The organism is Sphaerisporangium rubeum, assembly GCF_014207705.1.
Classification (GTDB): Bacteria; Actinomycetota; Actinomycetes; order Streptosporangiales; family Streptosporangiaceae; genus Sphaerisporangium; species Sphaerisporangium rubeum.
Window position 1 is genome coordinate 4,627,606 of sequence record NZ_JACHIU010000001.1, and the last position, 14,935, is coordinate 4,642,540.

The 14,935-nt window shown below is 73.3% G+C and carries 13 protein-coding genes; all 13 read right to left on the reverse strand.

All coding sequences use genetic code 11. The features are described 5' to 3' along the window. Positions 1-248: 248 nt before the first annotated feature. A complete protein-coding gene (locus BJ992_RS19870) occupies positions 249-743 on the reverse strand; it encodes a cupin domain-containing protein (protein WP_184983164.1) in 495 nt (164 codons plus the stop codon). 233 nt (positions 744-976) lie between these two features. Further along, on the reverse strand, positions 977-2,425 hold the full coding sequence (locus BJ992_RS19875) for an RsmB/NOP family class I SAM-dependent RNA methyltransferase (protein WP_184983166.1): 1,449 nt from the start codon (positions 2,423-2,425) through the stop codon (positions 977-979). A gap of 97 nt (positions 2,426-2,522) precedes the next feature. Then, positions 2,523-3,458 (reverse strand): methionyl-tRNA formyltransferase, encoded by a 936-nt coding sequence (gene fmt, locus BJ992_RS19880; protein ID WP_184983168.1) that lies wholly within the window; start codon positions 3,456-3,458, stop codon positions 2,523-2,525. A gap of 4 nt (positions 3,459-3,462) precedes the next feature. Then, positions 3,463-4,011: a peptide deformylase gene (def, locus tag BJ992_RS19885; RefSeq protein ID WP_184983170.1), complete on the reverse strand. Its 549-nt coding sequence runs from the start codon at positions 4,009-4,011 to the stop codon at positions 3,463-3,465. A gap of 205 nt (positions 4,012-4,216) precedes the next feature. Further along, positions 4,217-5,578 (reverse strand): hypothetical protein, encoded by a 1,362-nt coding sequence (locus BJ992_RS19890; protein ID WP_184983172.1) that lies wholly within the window; start codon positions 5,576-5,578, stop codon positions 4,217-4,219. Between the two features lie 81 nt (positions 5,579-5,659). After that, positions 5,660-7,375 carry a hypothetical protein gene (locus tag BJ992_RS19895; RefSeq protein WP_184983174.1) on the reverse strand — a complete coding sequence of 572 codons (1,716 nt, stop codon included), beginning with the start codon at positions 7,373-7,375 and terminating at the stop codon, positions 5,660-5,662. Between the two features lie 50 nt (positions 7,376-7,425). Then, complete coding sequence (locus BJ992_RS19900; protein WP_184988558.1) at positions 7,426-9,789, reverse strand: primosomal protein N'; 2,364 nt, start codon at positions 9,787-9,789, stop codon at positions 7,426-7,428. A gap of 185 nt (positions 9,790-9,974) precedes the next feature. Beyond that, positions 9,975-11,168, reverse strand: coding sequence for a methionine adenosyltransferase (gene metK / locus BJ992_RS19905; protein ID WP_184983176.1), 1,194 nt, complete (start codon positions 11,166-11,168; stop codon positions 9,975-9,977). 131 nt (positions 11,169-11,299) lie between these two features. Continuing rightward, positions 11,300-11,668: a hypothetical protein gene (locus tag BJ992_RS19910; RefSeq protein WP_184983178.1), complete on the reverse strand. Its 369-nt coding sequence runs from the start codon at positions 11,666-11,668 to the stop codon at positions 11,300-11,302. Positions 11,669-11,907: 239 nt separating this feature from the next. Next, entirely contained in the window at positions 11,908-13,137 is a 1,230-nt protein-coding gene (gene coaBC / locus BJ992_RS19915) for a bifunctional phosphopantothenoylcysteine decarboxylase/phosphopantothenate--cysteine ligase CoaBC (protein WP_184983180.1), read from the reverse strand. A gap of 76 nt (positions 13,138-13,213) precedes the next feature. Next, positions 13,214-13,477, reverse strand: a complete 264-nt coding sequence (gene rpoZ, locus BJ992_RS19920; RefSeq protein ID WP_184983182.1) for a DNA-directed RNA polymerase subunit omega — start codon at positions 13,475-13,477, stop codon at positions 13,214-13,216. Between the two features lie 114 nt (positions 13,478-13,591). Beyond that, the gene (gene gmk, locus BJ992_RS19925; protein WP_184983184.1) at positions 13,592-14,212 is read right to left on the reverse strand and encodes a guanylate kinase; all 621 of its coding nucleotides are present in this window, start codon (positions 14,210-14,212) and stop codon (positions 13,592-13,594) included. 122 nt (positions 14,213-14,334) lie between these two features. Next, on the reverse strand, positions 14,335-14,658 hold the full coding sequence (mihF, locus tag BJ992_RS19930; protein WP_184983186.1) for an integration host factor, actinobacterial type: 324 nt from the start codon (positions 14,656-14,658) through the stop codon (positions 14,335-14,337). Positions 14,659-14,935: the final 277 nt, after the last annotated feature.

Consider the following 14,935-nt stretch of genomic DNA (forward strand, 5'->3'; position numbering starts at 1 on the left):
CAGCGACACCGCCGAGACACGTCTCCAAGCACACCCCCTACCTCACGTGCCGTGTCGGTCACGGCCCATCGCTCGCCGTGTCGCCTCAGCACATCACGATGGTGGGGTGAAGAAGGCGGTCGGTGAAGAGGAACAGGAGGCCGGCCGGGAGTTGGGGGGTGGATTGGGACGGGATCGAGGCCGGGGTTGAGGCTTGCCGGCCGGCCGGAGTTGCCTGTCTGCACGCGTGGTGACACCGGTGTGGCAGGTCAGACCATGTACTGGTCGTGGCGGCGGTACAGCTCGGTCCACTCCTCGGCGGTGAGGGTGCGGCCCGACTCGGCGATCTCGGCCAGCTCCTCGAAGTACCCTTCGCGTGGCGCACCCGGTGCGAAGTGCAGCAGCATCGACACCGGCTCACCGGACTCGTTGCGGAAGGCGTGCACGCCACCCGGCGGCACATGCAGGAAGTCACCCGGCCGCGCGTCGATCCAGGTCGCGCCGTCGAACAGGCGCACCGTGCCGGTGAGCACGTAGAACGACTCGGCCATGGTGCGGTGGTAGTGCGCCGACGGGCCACTCGGCCGCGACCCCATGTCCCACCGGTACAGCCCGAACAGGCCACCGGTGGTGGCACCGGTCGCCAAATAGCTCACCTCGGTGCCGCCCTCGCCGATGCGCAACTCGGGCTCCTGCCCCGCGGGCCGGTACCCGGCCGTCGGCAGCCCCCGCTCCCCGAAGTACAGCGCCGCTGGATACGACATCACGCCCCCTTGGCTCACCGGAGTGACACCCGCGCCGTCCGGCGCGCGTGAACGGCCGCTGGGCCGTCCCCGGGGCCACGCGGCCCGCTCACCCCTCCAGCACCGATCATGTCATGCCGGACCCCGGCCGATCATGGCGAGGGGAACACCGGACGGCTCCCCGGCCCGTACCGAGTCACCTCCGGCCGATCACGTCACGAGGGGACGCCGGGGAGACCCCTCTCAGGGACCGGTCAGTCGGGGAGCTTGCGCAGCAGGGACAGGAACATGGCGTCGGTGCCGTGCCGGTGGGGCCAGAACTGCGCGTGGGGGCCGTCGCCGAGGCCGCCGGCCTCGTCCAGGTAGCGGCGGGCCGGGAGGACCTCGGCGGCGCCGGTGCGGCGCACGACGTCGTCCACGACGGCGGCCGTCTCGGCCAGGTGGGGGGAGCACGTGACGTACGCCACGACGCCGCCGGGACGTGCCGAGTCGAGCGCGGAGGTCAGCAGGCGGCGCTGGAGAGCGGTGAACTCCGGCACACTGGCCGGGTCGCGCCGCCAGCGGGACTCGGGGCGGCGGCGCAGCGCGCCGAGACCGGTGCACGGCGCGTCCACCAGCACGCGGTCGAACGCTCCGGTGCGCCACGCGGGGGCCGTGCCGTCCGCGGTGATCACGGCGGCGCGGCGGGTGGCGCGCCAGACCAGGCGCGACCGGTGGAAGCGCAGGTCGGCGGCGAGCAGGTTGCGGCCCTCCTGCACGGCGAGCGCGTCGAGCAGGCCCGCCTTGCCGCCGGGGCCGGCGCACATGTCCAGCCAGGCGCGGTCGGACCCGTTCACCGGCACGCGGGTCAGCGCGAGCGCGACGAGCTGGCTGGCCTCGTCCTGCACGGCGGCCCTGCCGTCGGCGACCGCCTGGATCGACCCGGGGTCCCCCTCGGGAAGGTAGGCGGCGTACGGCGAGAAACGGGAGGACACGGCGCCGGCGTCCACCAGTTCACCCACCGAGCTGCGGCCCGGCCACGCCACCAGGGTCACCCCCGGCCGCTCGTTGTCGGCGGCGAGCAGCTCGGCCGTCTCGCGCAGGTCGCCGCCGAGCGCGTCACGGAACGCCGAGACGATCCATCGGGGGTGGCTGTGCACGACGGCGAGGTGACCGAGCGGGTCCTCCTCGGCGTCCGGCGCGACGATCGGCATCCACTGGTCGTGGTCCCTGCTCGCGATCTTGCGCAGCACGGCGTTGGCGAAGCGCGAGGCGCCGGCGCCGACACGCAGGCGCACGAGGTCGACGGTGGCGCTGACCGCGGCGTGCGGCGGGATCCGTGTGCGCAGCAGCTGGTGCGCGCCGAGCCGCAGCGCGTCGAGCAGCGGCGGGTCGATCTCGTCCGGCGGACGGTCGCTGCACGCGCCGATGATCGCGTCGTAGGTGCCGAGCCCGCGCAGCGAGCCGTACGCCAGCTCGGTCGCCAGGGCCGCGTCCCGGCCGGACAGGCCGCGCTCACGCAGCAAGGTCGGGAGCAGCAGGTTGGCGTAGGCGTCGCGCTCGTCCACGGCGCGCAGCAGGTCGAACGCCGCGTTACGCGCCTCGTCCCGCACCGGCCCGCGCCTGCCGCCGCTCTGACGGCCCTGGCCGGAACCACGGGACGGGCCGCTCTGACGTCCGGACGGCGCACCGGCGCCACGGCCGGCCCGGGACCCCCTGGTCAACGTTCCCCCAAGGTCGTGATCGTGCTCGTGGCCGGCCGGGCCGTCCCCCGGCGAAGCGGCACACCCCGCGAGCCCGCACCCCCGGTCGTGGTCGTGCTCATGCCTGGCCGAGCCGTTCCCCGGCGGAGGGGCGCACGCCGCGGGCCCACTCCCCGGCGGTCATGAGGCGCTTGCCTTGTGGCTGCACGTCGCCGAGCAGCACCGGGTGGGTGGCGGTGCCGGCCAGCACCGTGTCCTTGACCGCGGCGATCTCGCCGGGAGCAAGCGGGCCAGCCTCGGGGGCCGGCCGCACGGGGCCGAGCTTGAGGCGTGTGCCGCGGAACTCGGTCCACGCGCCGGGGGCCGGGGTGCAGGCGCGGACCAGCCGGTCGACCCGCATCGCCGGGGCCGTCCAGTCGACCCTGGCGTCGGCCGCCTCGAGCTTCGGCGCGTGGCTCACCCCCTCGGCGGGCTGGGGCCGCGCCTGGAGCGTGCCGTCCTCGATGCCGTCGAGCGTCGCGGCGAGCAGGCCGGCACCGGACTCGGCGAGACGCGCGAGCAGTTCGCCGCTGGTGTCGGTGGGACGGATCTCCTCGGTCACGACGCCGAACACCGGGCCGGCGTCGAGCTCCTTGACGATCTGGAACGTCGCCGCGCCGGTGATGGCGTCACCGTGCAGCACGGCGTGCTGCACGGGGGCCGCGCCACGCCACGCCGGCAGCAGGGAGAAGTGCAGGTTGACCCATCCGAGCTTCGGGACGTCCAGCGTGCGCTGCGGCAGCAGCGCGCCGTAGGCGACGACGGGGCAGCAGTCGGGGCCGATGGCCGCGAGCCGGGCCAGGAACTCCGGGTCCCCCGCCTTGGCGGGCTTCAGCACCTCGACGCCGGCGGACGCGGCCAGCTCGGCGACCGGGCTCGGGTGCACCTTGCGGCCCCGGCCGGACTGCGCGTCGGGACGGGTCACCACGGCCACGACCTCGTGGCGTGGCGACTCCAGCAGCGCGCGCAGGGACGGCAGCGCGGTCTCCGGGGTTCCGGCGAAGACGAGGCGCACGGCTCTACAGGGCCTTGCCTTGAGTGGCGTGCGGGGAGACCTTCACCACGGGGGCCGACAGGCCGCTCCACTCGGCCTCACGGATCGCCTTCATCGCGAGCTTGCGCTGCTTGGCGTCCAGGCGGTCGATGAACAGCACGCCGTCCAGGTGGTCGGTCTCGTGCTGCACGCAGCGGGCCAGCAGGTCGGTGCCCTCGATGGTGACGGGCTCGCCGTGCATGTCGAAGCCCTTGGCGACGGCCCTGATGGCACGCGGCGTCGGGAAGGCCAGGCCCGGGAACGACAGGCAGCCCTCCTCGCCTTCCTCGTCGATGTCCTCACCGAGGTCGAGGGTCGGGTTGATCAGGTGGCCGAGCACGTCGTCGACGTAGTAGGTGAACACACGCAGCCCCACACCGATCTGCGGCGCGGCGAGACCTGCCCCCGGCGCGTCCATCATGGTGTCGGTGAGGTCCTTGACGAGCTTGCGCAGCTCCTTGTCGAACTCCGTGACCGGCTCCGCTGGGGTGCGCAGCACCGGGTCGCCGAACAGGCGGATCGACTGAATGGCCACGGACGACTCCGTTTCAGACGGGACGGGGAAGGCTCCACCAGTTTATGGGTCATCGCCGCCACCCCGGTCGCGCTCCGGCGGCTTCCGCGCGGGAAAGGCCCCTCCGGCCGGGCCCCCGCCGGTCCGGCCACGCTTAGGGCTCCACTCAGGAGGGCCACCTCACCGGGAGACCGGGAGACGGGACGTCGCACGCGGACGGCCCGGGTCAGCGGGAGCGGGACTTCATGGCCGCCTTGCGTGCGGCCTTGGCGGTGGCGGGGTCGGGGTGGCGTGCGCCGAGCAGGTCGAGGACGGCGACGGCGTCGGGGTGCGGGCTGCGGCTGACGTCCTCGATGAGACGCAGCAGTTCCTCCCCCGGCTCCAGGGCCTCGAACTCACCCATGGCCTCCTGCACGTCGGGGATGTACAGCAAGGTGGCGAGCGTGTCGACGGCGAGCCAGGTGCCGTCCTCCTCGGTGAGCGCGGGTGCGTCGAGGTCGCGCACGCCGAGCCACACGGCCGCGTGGCGCCACATGGCGGGCTCGGCGAGGGCTTCGCGCACGGCGGGCTCGGCCTCGGGGCCCATCTCCTCCAGCACGGTGCCGATGACGCCGCGCTGGCCGGCGGTGCCGGACGCCGCGACCTTGATCAGCTCGCGTGCGGCGTCCTCGGCGGCACGCCGCTCCACCCACAGCGTCGGAGCGCTGGACGGCGCGCGGCCCGACAGCATGGCCTCGACCAGCTCGACCGCGCTGAGCTCGGCGAACTCGGCGACCTCCGACAGCAGCGGCGCGTCGTGGCCCTCACGCAGCAGGTCCTGCCGGACGGCCCACACCCCGAGCGGCGACAGGCGCACCGCGTCGTCCTCCTGCTCGAACAGGCCGCAGTACCTCAGCAGGCCGAGCGCGGCGTCCAGCTCTCCCGGCAGGATCTCGCGCAGCCGCCGCATCTCACCGGGCCGGGCCTGGCAGGCGATCTCGTGCGCCTGGAGCATGCCCTCGACCAGCGCGCCGTAGGTGATGCCGTCGGTGGTGGCGTAAATGGTGGCGAGCATCTCGGTCAGGTGCTCGTCGACCACCGCCGAACCGGTCAGGCCCTCCTCGGTGCGGTCGAGCACGTCCATGACGACGCCGTCCCAGAAGTCCAGCGGCTCCGGCGGCAGCCCTCCGCCGGGGGACGTCCCCGCGCGGGTGACACGCAGCAGGCCGGTGTTGACGGCGACGATCCACACCAGGCGCAGTCGTCCGCGTTCGATGCCGAGCTCGGCGATGGCGCGGTCGGCGTCGCGCGGCGGCAGCAGGCCCTCGGGGGTCACCTCACGTGTGCCGGCCCAGGAGGCGAGGCGGACGGCGTCGCGGACCAGCGGGACGTCCGGGACCGCGGCGGCGAGCCGCGACGGGTCGGCGAGCTCCACCGGGGGGAAGCTGAGGACGTCGGCCGGGGAGCCGGGACGGTCGTCGCCGGCGTCGCCGCCGGACAGCTCCGCGAGCATGTGCTCGCGCTCCTCACCAGGCACGTTTCCCAGCTCGTCGATGAGATTGCGCAACTCACCGAGATCGAAGATGCCGCCGTCCCCGCTGTTCGCCATTCAGGCAACTTACTCCACACCAGCCCCACGCGAAGACGCATGCCCGACGTTGACCAAGACCGTTCAGGCAGGGCCGGCGGATCAGTGGATGCCGCGGGACCGCGCCTTGAAGGCGGCCTTGCGCGCGGCCTTGGCGGCGTCCTTGTCGGGCAGATGGCGGCCGAGCAGGTCGAGGACCTCCGCGACGTCGGGGTGGTCGACCTGCCACATCTCCTCGATGACCCGCGCGGACGGACGGGCCGCCGCGACGGTGCTCTCGAAGGCCGCCGGGTCGGCCTCCGCGGCCGGCACGACCGCCGCGAGGACGTCGACGTCGAGCCAGAGGATCTCCTGCGGCGTCAGGTCCGGCGCGTCGAGGCCGTGGCGCTCCAGCCAGCGGACGGCGTGCGGACGCAGCTGAAGGTCCTCGAGGAAGGACCGCACCGAGGAGGCGGCCTCGGGGCCGAGCCGGTCGAGCACCCGCGCGGCGGCCCCCCGGTGCGGCGCGCCGCCGCCGCGCGCGGCCTCCAGGAGGTCGTGAGCCGCCTCAGGCGGGGTGCGGCGCTCCAGCCACCCGGTGACGTCGGTCTCGGCCTGAGCGGGCCGCACACCGCCGAGCAGCGCGTCGATCAGGACGCTCGCGTCGCCGTCCGCCGGGTCGGGGGCGACCGGCGCGGTCAGGCCCATGCGGGAGTACACCTCGCGCAGCCCCCACAGGCCCTGCGGGGTGAGGCGCAGCTCGTCGCCGTCCCGTTCGACGGTGCCGAGCAGGGCCAGCGCGTCGAGCGCGGCGCCGAGGTCCTCAGGCGGCTCCTGCGGCGCGTCAGGCGGGTCGCGCTCGTCGGCTCCCCAGGCGCCGGACATGTGCTCGCCGAACGCCTCGAGGGTGAGCGGCTCCTGGGAGCGGTAGAGCAGGTCGTGCAGAACGGGAAGCTCGGCGTCGACCCGGGGTGAGCCGGTCACGGGGGCGAGCGGGCCGCCGGTGAGGAACGCGACCGCGCCGGCCCACAGGTCGAGCACCTCCGCGTCGTCCCTGTCGGCGAGAGCAGGCGGCCCGGCGGTCTCCTCGTGGGGGCCGGTCGAGGCGAGCCCGATCGACAGGGCCAGTTCCCAGGCCAGGGCCGGCGCGGGAACGCCGAGCTCGCCGGTGGCGCGCCTCGCGTCGCGCACCCGCAGAGCGCCGCGCGCGGTGGGGGTGCGGCCGCCGTGCCGCATCCAAGCCACCACCTCGTGCGCGTGCCGCAGCAGGCCGTCCGCGCGGACGGCCGCGGCGACGTCCGCGCCGGTGGGGAGCCGCACGGCCGGCAGGGGTGAGCACTCCCAGCAGTCGCATTCGGCGGCCTCGGCCTGACGCGCCTGGCGGCCCGCGGCGGCGAAACCGGTCGGGAACGGCAATGGGGTGTCGCCTGAGTCGTCGTCGGCCCCCATCGCGGCGAACAGGCTCTTGGCCATGCCGAACTTGCTGGTGTCGGCGAGCGCGGCCGGCATCTCCGGGGCGATCTCGGTGAGCCGCTCGCGCATGCGGCCCGCCATCTTGGTGCCGATCTCCCCGCTGTCCAGCAGGAACTCGACCAGTGTGCGTGCCGCGGCGACGGTCTCCTCGGCGCTCTCCGGGGGGGCGATGACCTTGCGGGGATAGATGTCGAGAAGCAGTTGCTCGAACGTCACAGGCGTGAAGTCGGCGAGCTCTCCGACCCCCAGATAGTCGCTGGCGTAGTCGCACAGGAGCCGGATCTCCTCGACATCCACCTCGATGTCCTTCAGGCGCCCCCACGCCCGGATCTCCTCGATGGCCCCGTTCACCCATTCGATCGACACAGGGAGAAACTAACGGCTTACTGACAGCCGAGCGAATCGGCGTCCCCCGGTCAGATCAGATCCATGGGATCCATACACACCCGGACCAGGTCGGGAGCCTTGCGCGCGGACCGCACGCCGGCCGCGGCCTTCAGCTCACGCGCCAGCGCCGGCCCGGCGCTCCACGGCACGCGGAGCATGGCGCGCTCCTCCTCCCCGGACGTGTGGCCCTGCGTCTCGACCGGCACCGGGCCGAGCATCTGGGTCTCCCGGGGCAGCCGCAGGGAGACGATCATCTCGCGCACCGCGGCCGGGGTGCCGGTCAGCGTCGCCATGCGGACGGCCGGGGGGAACCCGAGCACGGTGCGGTCGGTCAGCTCGCGCTCGGAGTGGGTGACCGGGTCCCAGCGGATCAGGGCCTGCACGGGGGGGAGCGCGGAGTCGGCGAGCACCACCAGCTCGGAGGCGGGCCGCAGCAGGGCCGCGGCGTTCATCCAGCGGCGCAGGGTCTCCTCGGCCGCACGCAGGTCGGGACGGCCGAGCAGGGCCCAGCCGTCCAGCAGGACCGCCGCCGCGTACCCCCCCTCGGCGACCGGCTCGGCACCTGGTGTGGCGACCACCAGCGCGGGGGTCGCCTCGACGGTGGCGAGCACCGCGTCCTTGCCGGAGGTCTTCACCGGGACCGCGGGAAACGCGCGGCCGAGCTCCTCGGCCGTGCGGCGCGCACCCACCACCAGGGCTCGGAAACGGTCGCCGCCGCAGACGCGGCAACGCCAGCCCCCGGCGATCCGGCCGCACCAGCGGCAGTACGGCGCGGCGTGACCGCCGCGCAGGGCCAGCGGCCCGCCGCACAGCGGGGGCGGGGTCTCCTCGGCGGGCTCCTGGCCGACGGCGTCGGTGAGGCCGGTCAGGGTGCCGGCCGTCGCGGCCCTGAAGCGGCGGGAGGGAGCCGGCGACCCCGGCGGGGCATGGGGTTCCGGCACCGGGAGCGGGGGCTGGGTGCAGCGCGACGGGGTGCGGCAGTGCAGGCACGCCAGTGCCGGGAGGTAGCCGCGCCGGGGCACCTGGATCAGCACGGGGCCCGACTCGAGGCCGTGGCGGAGCGCCGTCCAGGCCACGGTCGGCAGGCGCGCGGCACGGGCCGCCGGGTCGCGCGCCAGGTCGGCGTCCTCCCCGGCGGGACGCACCCGTGGCGCGTACGCGCGCAGCGTGTCGCGCGGCGGGCCCACCGGCCCGGCCCAACCCGACGCGATCATGCGGGTGGCCTCGGCGGTGCGCGCGTACCCCGCGATGAGCATCGCGGCCCCCGTCTGGTGGGACCGCAGCGCCAGGACCTCACGCGCGTGCGGGTACGGCGCGAGCCGCTCGGCGTGCAGATCGTCCCCGTCGTCCCAGATCACCAGGAGCCCGAGGTCACGCACCGGCGCGAACGCCGCGGCCCGCGTGCCGACGACGACACGTGTGCGTCCCCGCAGCACCCGCAACCACCGCCGGTACCGCTCCGCCGGGCCGAGATCGGCCGTCAGCGCCACGTGCCGTCCCCACCCGAGGACCCCGCGCAACGCGGTGTCGACCAGCGCGACGTCCTTGCCGTCCGGCACCACGACCACCGCTCCCCGTCCCCCGCGCACCGCGGCCGCCACCGCCTCGGCGATCCCCACGGCCCACGGCACCTCGGCCCCGAGCACCTCTCGCTCCGCCTTCCTGCCCCTCCCCCGCCGCGACTCCGCCGTCTCCCCGCCGGCGACCCGGATCCCGGTCCGCGCCACCACCCCGGGCAGCACGTTCCACACCGCGCGCACATCGCGGCCCTGCTCCACCGCCGCCAGGAACACCGGCCCCACGGAGTAGGGCCTCTCCGCCGCTGCGGCCCCCGGCCCACCTGTCACCTCGCCGCTCGTGGCCGCCTCCCCGGCGCCGGTCGCATGCTCACCCGCGTGCGTTTCCTCCGGAGCGTCCTCCTTGTCGACCGGCTCCGCCTCCACGCGGCCGTGACGCGGGGGTACGGCTAGGCGGACGACGTCCGACATGGTGCCGGCGTAACGGTCGGCGACGGCGCGGCACAGCGCGGCGACCTCGGGGGTGAGCACCGCCTCGGGGGACACCACCCGTTCCAGCGCGAGCAGCGACCCCTCGTGCTCGCTGCTGTCCACCCGCTCCAGCAGGAACCCGTCCGTGAGCTTCCCCGCGAACCGCACCCGCACCCGGCACCCCGGCACCGCGTCGGCGTGCATCGCCGCCGGCACCAGATAGTCGAACGGCCGGTCGAGATGCGGCAGCGGCGTGTCGACCAGGACCCGGGCCACCGGTGACCGCTCCGCCGCGACGACCGCACCGAGGGCCTTCTCCCCCGCGCCGCCTTTTCGCGGCCCGGGGACGCCCTCAAGAGCGGTCTGCTCGTCGGCCGCCGGCTCGCGCGAGCCAGAAGGCGGCATGGTCTCGGTCACCCCTAGGTCCTACCAGAAGACACCGACGCCGCACCCCATCCACGGCGGCCCCGGCACGGCACGACGAAGTCAGCGCACCCTGCCATACACGCGGCGCGCCAGGCAGCGCGAACGCGTCCGGCGCGGTGACGCCGGACGCGTGGCGGTGTGCCCTGAGACGGGCCGTCAGTGGGTCAGAGGCCGGCGGCCTGGCGGAGCTGGTCGACCCGGTCGGTGCGCTCCCAGGAGAAGTTCGGCTCCTCGCGGCCGAAGTGGCCGTAGGCGGAGGTGGCCGAGTAGATGGGCCGCAGCAGGTCGAGGTCGCGGATGATGGCGGCCGGACGCAGGTCGAAGACCTCCAGGATGGCCCGCTGGATGGCGTCGACGGCGACCTTCTCGGTGCCGAAGGTCTCCACGAACACCCCCACCGGCTGCGCCTTGCCGATGGCGTAGGCCACCTGCACCTCGGCACGGTCGGCCAGGCCCGCCGCGACGACGTTCTTGGCGACCCAGCGCATCGCGTACGCCGCCGACCGGTCGACCTTGGAGGGGTCCTTGCCGGAGAACGCGCCACCGCCGTGCCGCGCCATGCCGCCGTAGGTGTCCACGATGATCTTGCGGCCGGTCAGGCCGGCGTCACCCATCGGGCCGCCGATCTCGAAACGGCCGGTCGGGTTGACCAGCAGCCGGTAGCCCTCGGTGTCGATGTCGAGCTCGGCGACGACGGGGTCGACGACGTGCTCCTTGATGTCGGGGGCCAGCATCTCCTTGAGGTCGATCTCCGGAGCGTGCTGGCTGGAGACCACGACGGTGTCGAGGCGGACCGGACGGTCGCCGTCGTACTCGACGGTGACCTGGGTCTTGCCGTCGGGACGCAGGTACGGCACGGTGCCGTTCTTGCGGACCTCCGACAGGCGGTGGGACATGCGGTGCGCGAGCTGGATCGGCAGCGGCATCAGCTCGGGGGTCTCACGGCAGGCGTACCCGAACATCAGGCCCTGGTCGCCGGCCCCCTGACGGTCGAGCTCGTCGCCGGCCTCGCCCTCGCGGTGCTCGTAGGCGTCGTCGACGCCTTGCGCGATGTCGGGGGACTGCGCGCCGATGGACACCGACACGCCGCAGGAGGCGCCGTCGAAGCCCTTGTGGGAGGCGTCGTAGCCGATCTCCAGGATCTTCTCCCGGATGACGCCGGGGATGTCGACGTAGGTCTCGGTGGTGACCTCACCGGCCACGTGGACCTGGCCGGTCGTGATCATGGTCTCGACCGCGACCCGGCTCCGGACGTCGTCTTTGAGCATCGCGTCGAGGATCGCGTCACTGATCTGGTCGGCGATCTTGTCCGGGTGGCCTTCGGTGACCGACTCGGAGGTGAACAGGCGGCGGGACAACTCAGTGGCTCCTCATGCAGCGGCTGCTGGCGATATGACTCGAGGCACGGACGGCCCGAGCGCTCCGCCGAGTGTAGCCTCACCCCGCGCGGCGCCGCTCTGCCGTCTCGACCGGTGGTCGCCGGCCGACCTCACAGGTCGGGAAGCGGATCTCTGGGCAGGTCACCCGGAGAGAACGCTTCGGTGTCCGCCGCCCCCACGACCGCGACGTACTCCTCGTCGACCTCGAAAACCGTACCACCCAATCTGATTCTCGGCCCGCCGCCGAACTCGATCGGCCCGAGCCTCGTGTCGCGCGGGTGGGTCGCCCACACGGCGGCGGGCTCGTATCGGCTGAACACCTTGGTGGCGAGCACCGTGATGAAGCGGTCGCTCACCAGGATCATGAAGTTGGCCACCCCGCCGGATCCGACGAGGCTGACCGGGAAGACGTAGTGGATGTTCTCACCCGCGGGCAGGAGCTCTCGGCATCTCTGCCTGATGGCTGCGGTCACCGGCATCGTTCCAGGCCCTCTCGCTCGGCCTTTCCATGGAGTATCCGGCGCGGGGACACCGTCAGCAAGACGCCGTATTAAGAGCGTGACCGGTTCGCGGGGAATCGGTGCGCGCAAAGCGCTGTTTCCGCGCGGAATCGGCGTGCGGACGGCCGCGAAGTCGCGGGGATTCAGCGTACGGACGGCGAGGCGCCACCGTGGACGGTGACCGGACGGCGCACGGCGGGCCGGTGGCGCCGGTGCTGTCAGGCCGGGTGGGACAGGCGTGCGGACACCAGGGTCCACAGCGCGTCGGCGAGGGACTCCTTAGGGCCGCGGGGGACCTCTACGGGGTCGCCGCCGGCGACGAGGATGACGGCGGCGTTGTCCGGGGTGCCGAAGGCCAGGCCGTCGCCGACCTGGTTGACGACCAGCAGGTCGCAGCCTTTGCGCTCCAGCTTGGCACGGCCGTTGGCGAGCACGTCGTGGGTCTCCGCGGCGAAGCCCGCGATCACCTCGGGGGACGGCTTGAGACCGTCGCGGCGCCGGTCGCACAGCTCGGCGAGGATGTCGGGGTTCTTGGCGAGCCGGATCGGCTCGGGCTCCCCGCCGGTCTTCTTGATCTTGACGTCGCTCGCCGCGACGGGACGGAAGTCGGCCACCGCGGCGGCCATGACGACCGCGTCGGCGTCACGCGCGGCGTCCAGGACCGCCGCGCGCATGTGCTCGGCCGACTCGACCCGCACCACGGCCGCTCCTGCGGGGTCCGGCAGCGCGACGTTGGCCGCGACGACGGTGACACGCGCGCCGCGCGCCACGGCGGTTCGGGCGAGCGCGTAGCCCTGCAGGCCCGACGAGCGGTTGCCGATGAAGCGCACCGGGTCGATCGCCTCGCGGGTCCCTCCCGCCGACACGACGACGTGACGGCCGGCGAGATCGCGCGGAGCGCCGGAAAGGACCCGGCGGCACACCTCGAAGATCTCGGCGGGGTCGGGCAGGCGTCCGGGGCCGGTGTCGGCGCCGGTGAGCCGTCCCGAGGCCGGGTCGACGACCACCGAGCCGCGCTCGCGCAGCGTGGCGACGTTGGCGCGGGTGGCGGGGTGCTCCCACATCTCGGTGTGCATGGCGGGGGCGAACACCACAGGGCAGCGCGCGGTCAGCAGGGTGCCGGTGAGCAGGTCGCCCGCCAGGCCGTGCGCGGCCTTGGCGAGCAGGTCGGCGGTGGCCGGAGCCACCACCACGAGGTCGGCGCGCTGGCCGAGCCGCACATGGGGCACCTCGTGGACGGACTCCCAGACCTCACTGGTCACGGGGTTTCCCGACAGCGCGGCCCAGGTGGGCTCGCCGACGAACCGCAGCGCCTCGCGGGTGGGGATCACCCGCACGTCGTGGCCGGACTCGGTGAACAGCCGCAGCAGCTCGCACGCCTTGTACGCGGCGATGCCGGCGGCCACACCGAGGACGACACGCGGACGGTCGTCCCGGCCGGCGGTCATGGCGCTGGTCCTTCTCGTTCGAACTGGTGGATCCGGTGGAATCGCCGGATCCGGCCCGGCCGGCTCAGGCCGGGACTCAGCCTTCGATCGGCTCGGAGGTCAGCAGACCCTCGGAGACCTCGCGCAGCGCGATGGACAGAGGCTTCTCCTGAGCGTGGGTCTCGACCAGAGGGCCGACGTACTCCAGCAGGCCCTCGCCGAGCTGCGAGTAGTACGCGTTGATCTGGCGCGCGCGCTTGGCCCCCATGATCACGAGGCTGTACTTGCTGTCGACGACCTCGAGAAGCTGGTCGATCGGCGGGTTGGTAATGCCTTCGGCAACTGGCATGGTGCCTGCCACGTGGCCGCCTCTCCGTAGAGTCGTATCTTCGTTCTGGTCTCGGCGAAGGATACCAAGTCCCCGGAGCATTCCGTGACGAGACCGATGGAGGCCGGACGGCGAGCGGCGGTCGTCTCAGTGCCGGCGAGGGTGGGAGTCGTCGCGGACCAGAAGCTCGATGAGCCGGCCGCAGACGTCCTCGACGGCGGTGTTGACGAGCGTGAGGTCGAACTCCTTCTCGGCGGCCATCTCGACGCGTCCCGCGGCCAGGCGGCGCGCGATGACGTCCTCGGGCTCGGTGCCGCGGCCGCGCAGGCGGCTCTCCAGCTCCTCCCAGCTCGGGGGGGCCAGGAAGACCAGAAGCGCGTCCGGCATGGTGTCGCGCACCTGGCGCGCACCCTGCAGGTCGATCTCCAGCAGCGCGGGCACCCCCTCGGCGAGCCTGCGCTCCACCGGCGCGCGCGGGGTGCCGTACCGGTTGCCGGCGAACTCCGCCCATTCGAGCAGCTCACCGCCGGCCACCAGGCGGTCGAACTCGGAGCCCGGCACGAAGTAGTACTCGACTCCGTGCCGCTCCCCTGGTCGCGGCGCCCTGGTGGTCACCGAGACCGACAGCCACACCTCCGGGTGGGACCGCCGAAGCTCGGCGACGACCGTGGACTTGCCGACACCCGACGGCCCGGACAGCACCGTCAGGCGGTTTCCCTTCGGTCCGGAGGAGAGGTCGGTCCCCTCCGGACTCCCGGATGGAGGCATGGGATCACCGCCACCTGTCCCGAACCCCCCGAAAACGGGCGCCCTTCGCGCGCCCCTCCCTTCGGGCCAGGACATACCGGTCACTCCACACCCCCGATAGTTCGTGCCGGCGTCAGCCGAGATCAGCTCTCGCCGCCGCCGAACTCGCGCTCCAGGGAGGAGCGCTGGTTCGCACCGAGACCCCGTACGCGACGGGACTCGGCGATACCGAGTCTCTCCATGAGCTGCTTGGCGCGGACCTTGCCCACGCCGGGGAGCGACTCCAAAAGGGCCGACACCTTCATCTTGCCGATGACGTCGTCGGTCTGACCATCCTTCAGCACCTCAGCCAGAGAAACCGCGCCGTGCTTCAGCCGGTTCTTGACCTCGGCACGCTCCTTGCGGGCCTTGGCAGCCTTCTCCAGGGCTGCGGCGCGCTGCTCGGGGGTCAGGGGAGGAAGAGCCACGCCGGGTCACCTCGAATTTCTGTCGATGTACTCGGACGGGAGGGGAAACTAGCTGGTCTTGGGCCCTTCAGGCAACGTCAAGACCAGTTTCTCCCCACATAAACTTCAATTCCTCACCCTTAGTAGCCGTCACATCGCTGTGTGTCGACAAAACCCGCCTGTACTGCCACCTCACCGCCCGGCCCGCCAGGCGGGCCCGCCACCCCGGACACGCCGTGTGAGCACATCGGCCCCTTGGCCTGGACGGCTTTCGGCTCCGCCGGATTACAGGCCTTAT

What these genes read in the sequence shown, in the direction of transcription:
- gmk (WP_184983184.1), bottom strand. Translation starts at nt 14,212, where the DNA reads ATGCCTCCATCCGGGAGTCCGGAGGGGACCGACCTCTCCTCCGGACCG.
- coaBC (WP_184983180.1), bottom strand. Translation starts at nt 13,137, where the DNA reads ATGACCGCCGGCCGGGACGACCGTCCGCGTGTCGTCCTCGGTGTGGCC.
- BJ992_RS19900 (WP_184988558.1), bottom strand. Translation starts at nt 9,789, where the DNA reads ATGCCGCCTTCTGGCTCGCGCGAGCCGGCGGCCGACGAGCAGACCGCT.
- BJ992_RS19910 (WP_184983178.1), bottom strand. Translation starts at nt 11,668, where the DNA reads ATGCCGGTGACCGCAGCCATCAGGCAGAGATGCCGAGAGCTCCTGCCC.
- BJ992_RS19870 (WP_184983164.1), bottom strand. Translation starts at nt 743, where the DNA reads ATGTCGTATCCAGCGGCGCTGTACTTCGGGGAGCGGGGGCTGCCGACG.
- BJ992_RS19890 (WP_184983172.1), bottom strand. Translation starts at nt 5,578, where the DNA reads ATGGCGAACAGCGGGGACGGCGGCATCTTCGATCTCGGTGAGTTGCGC.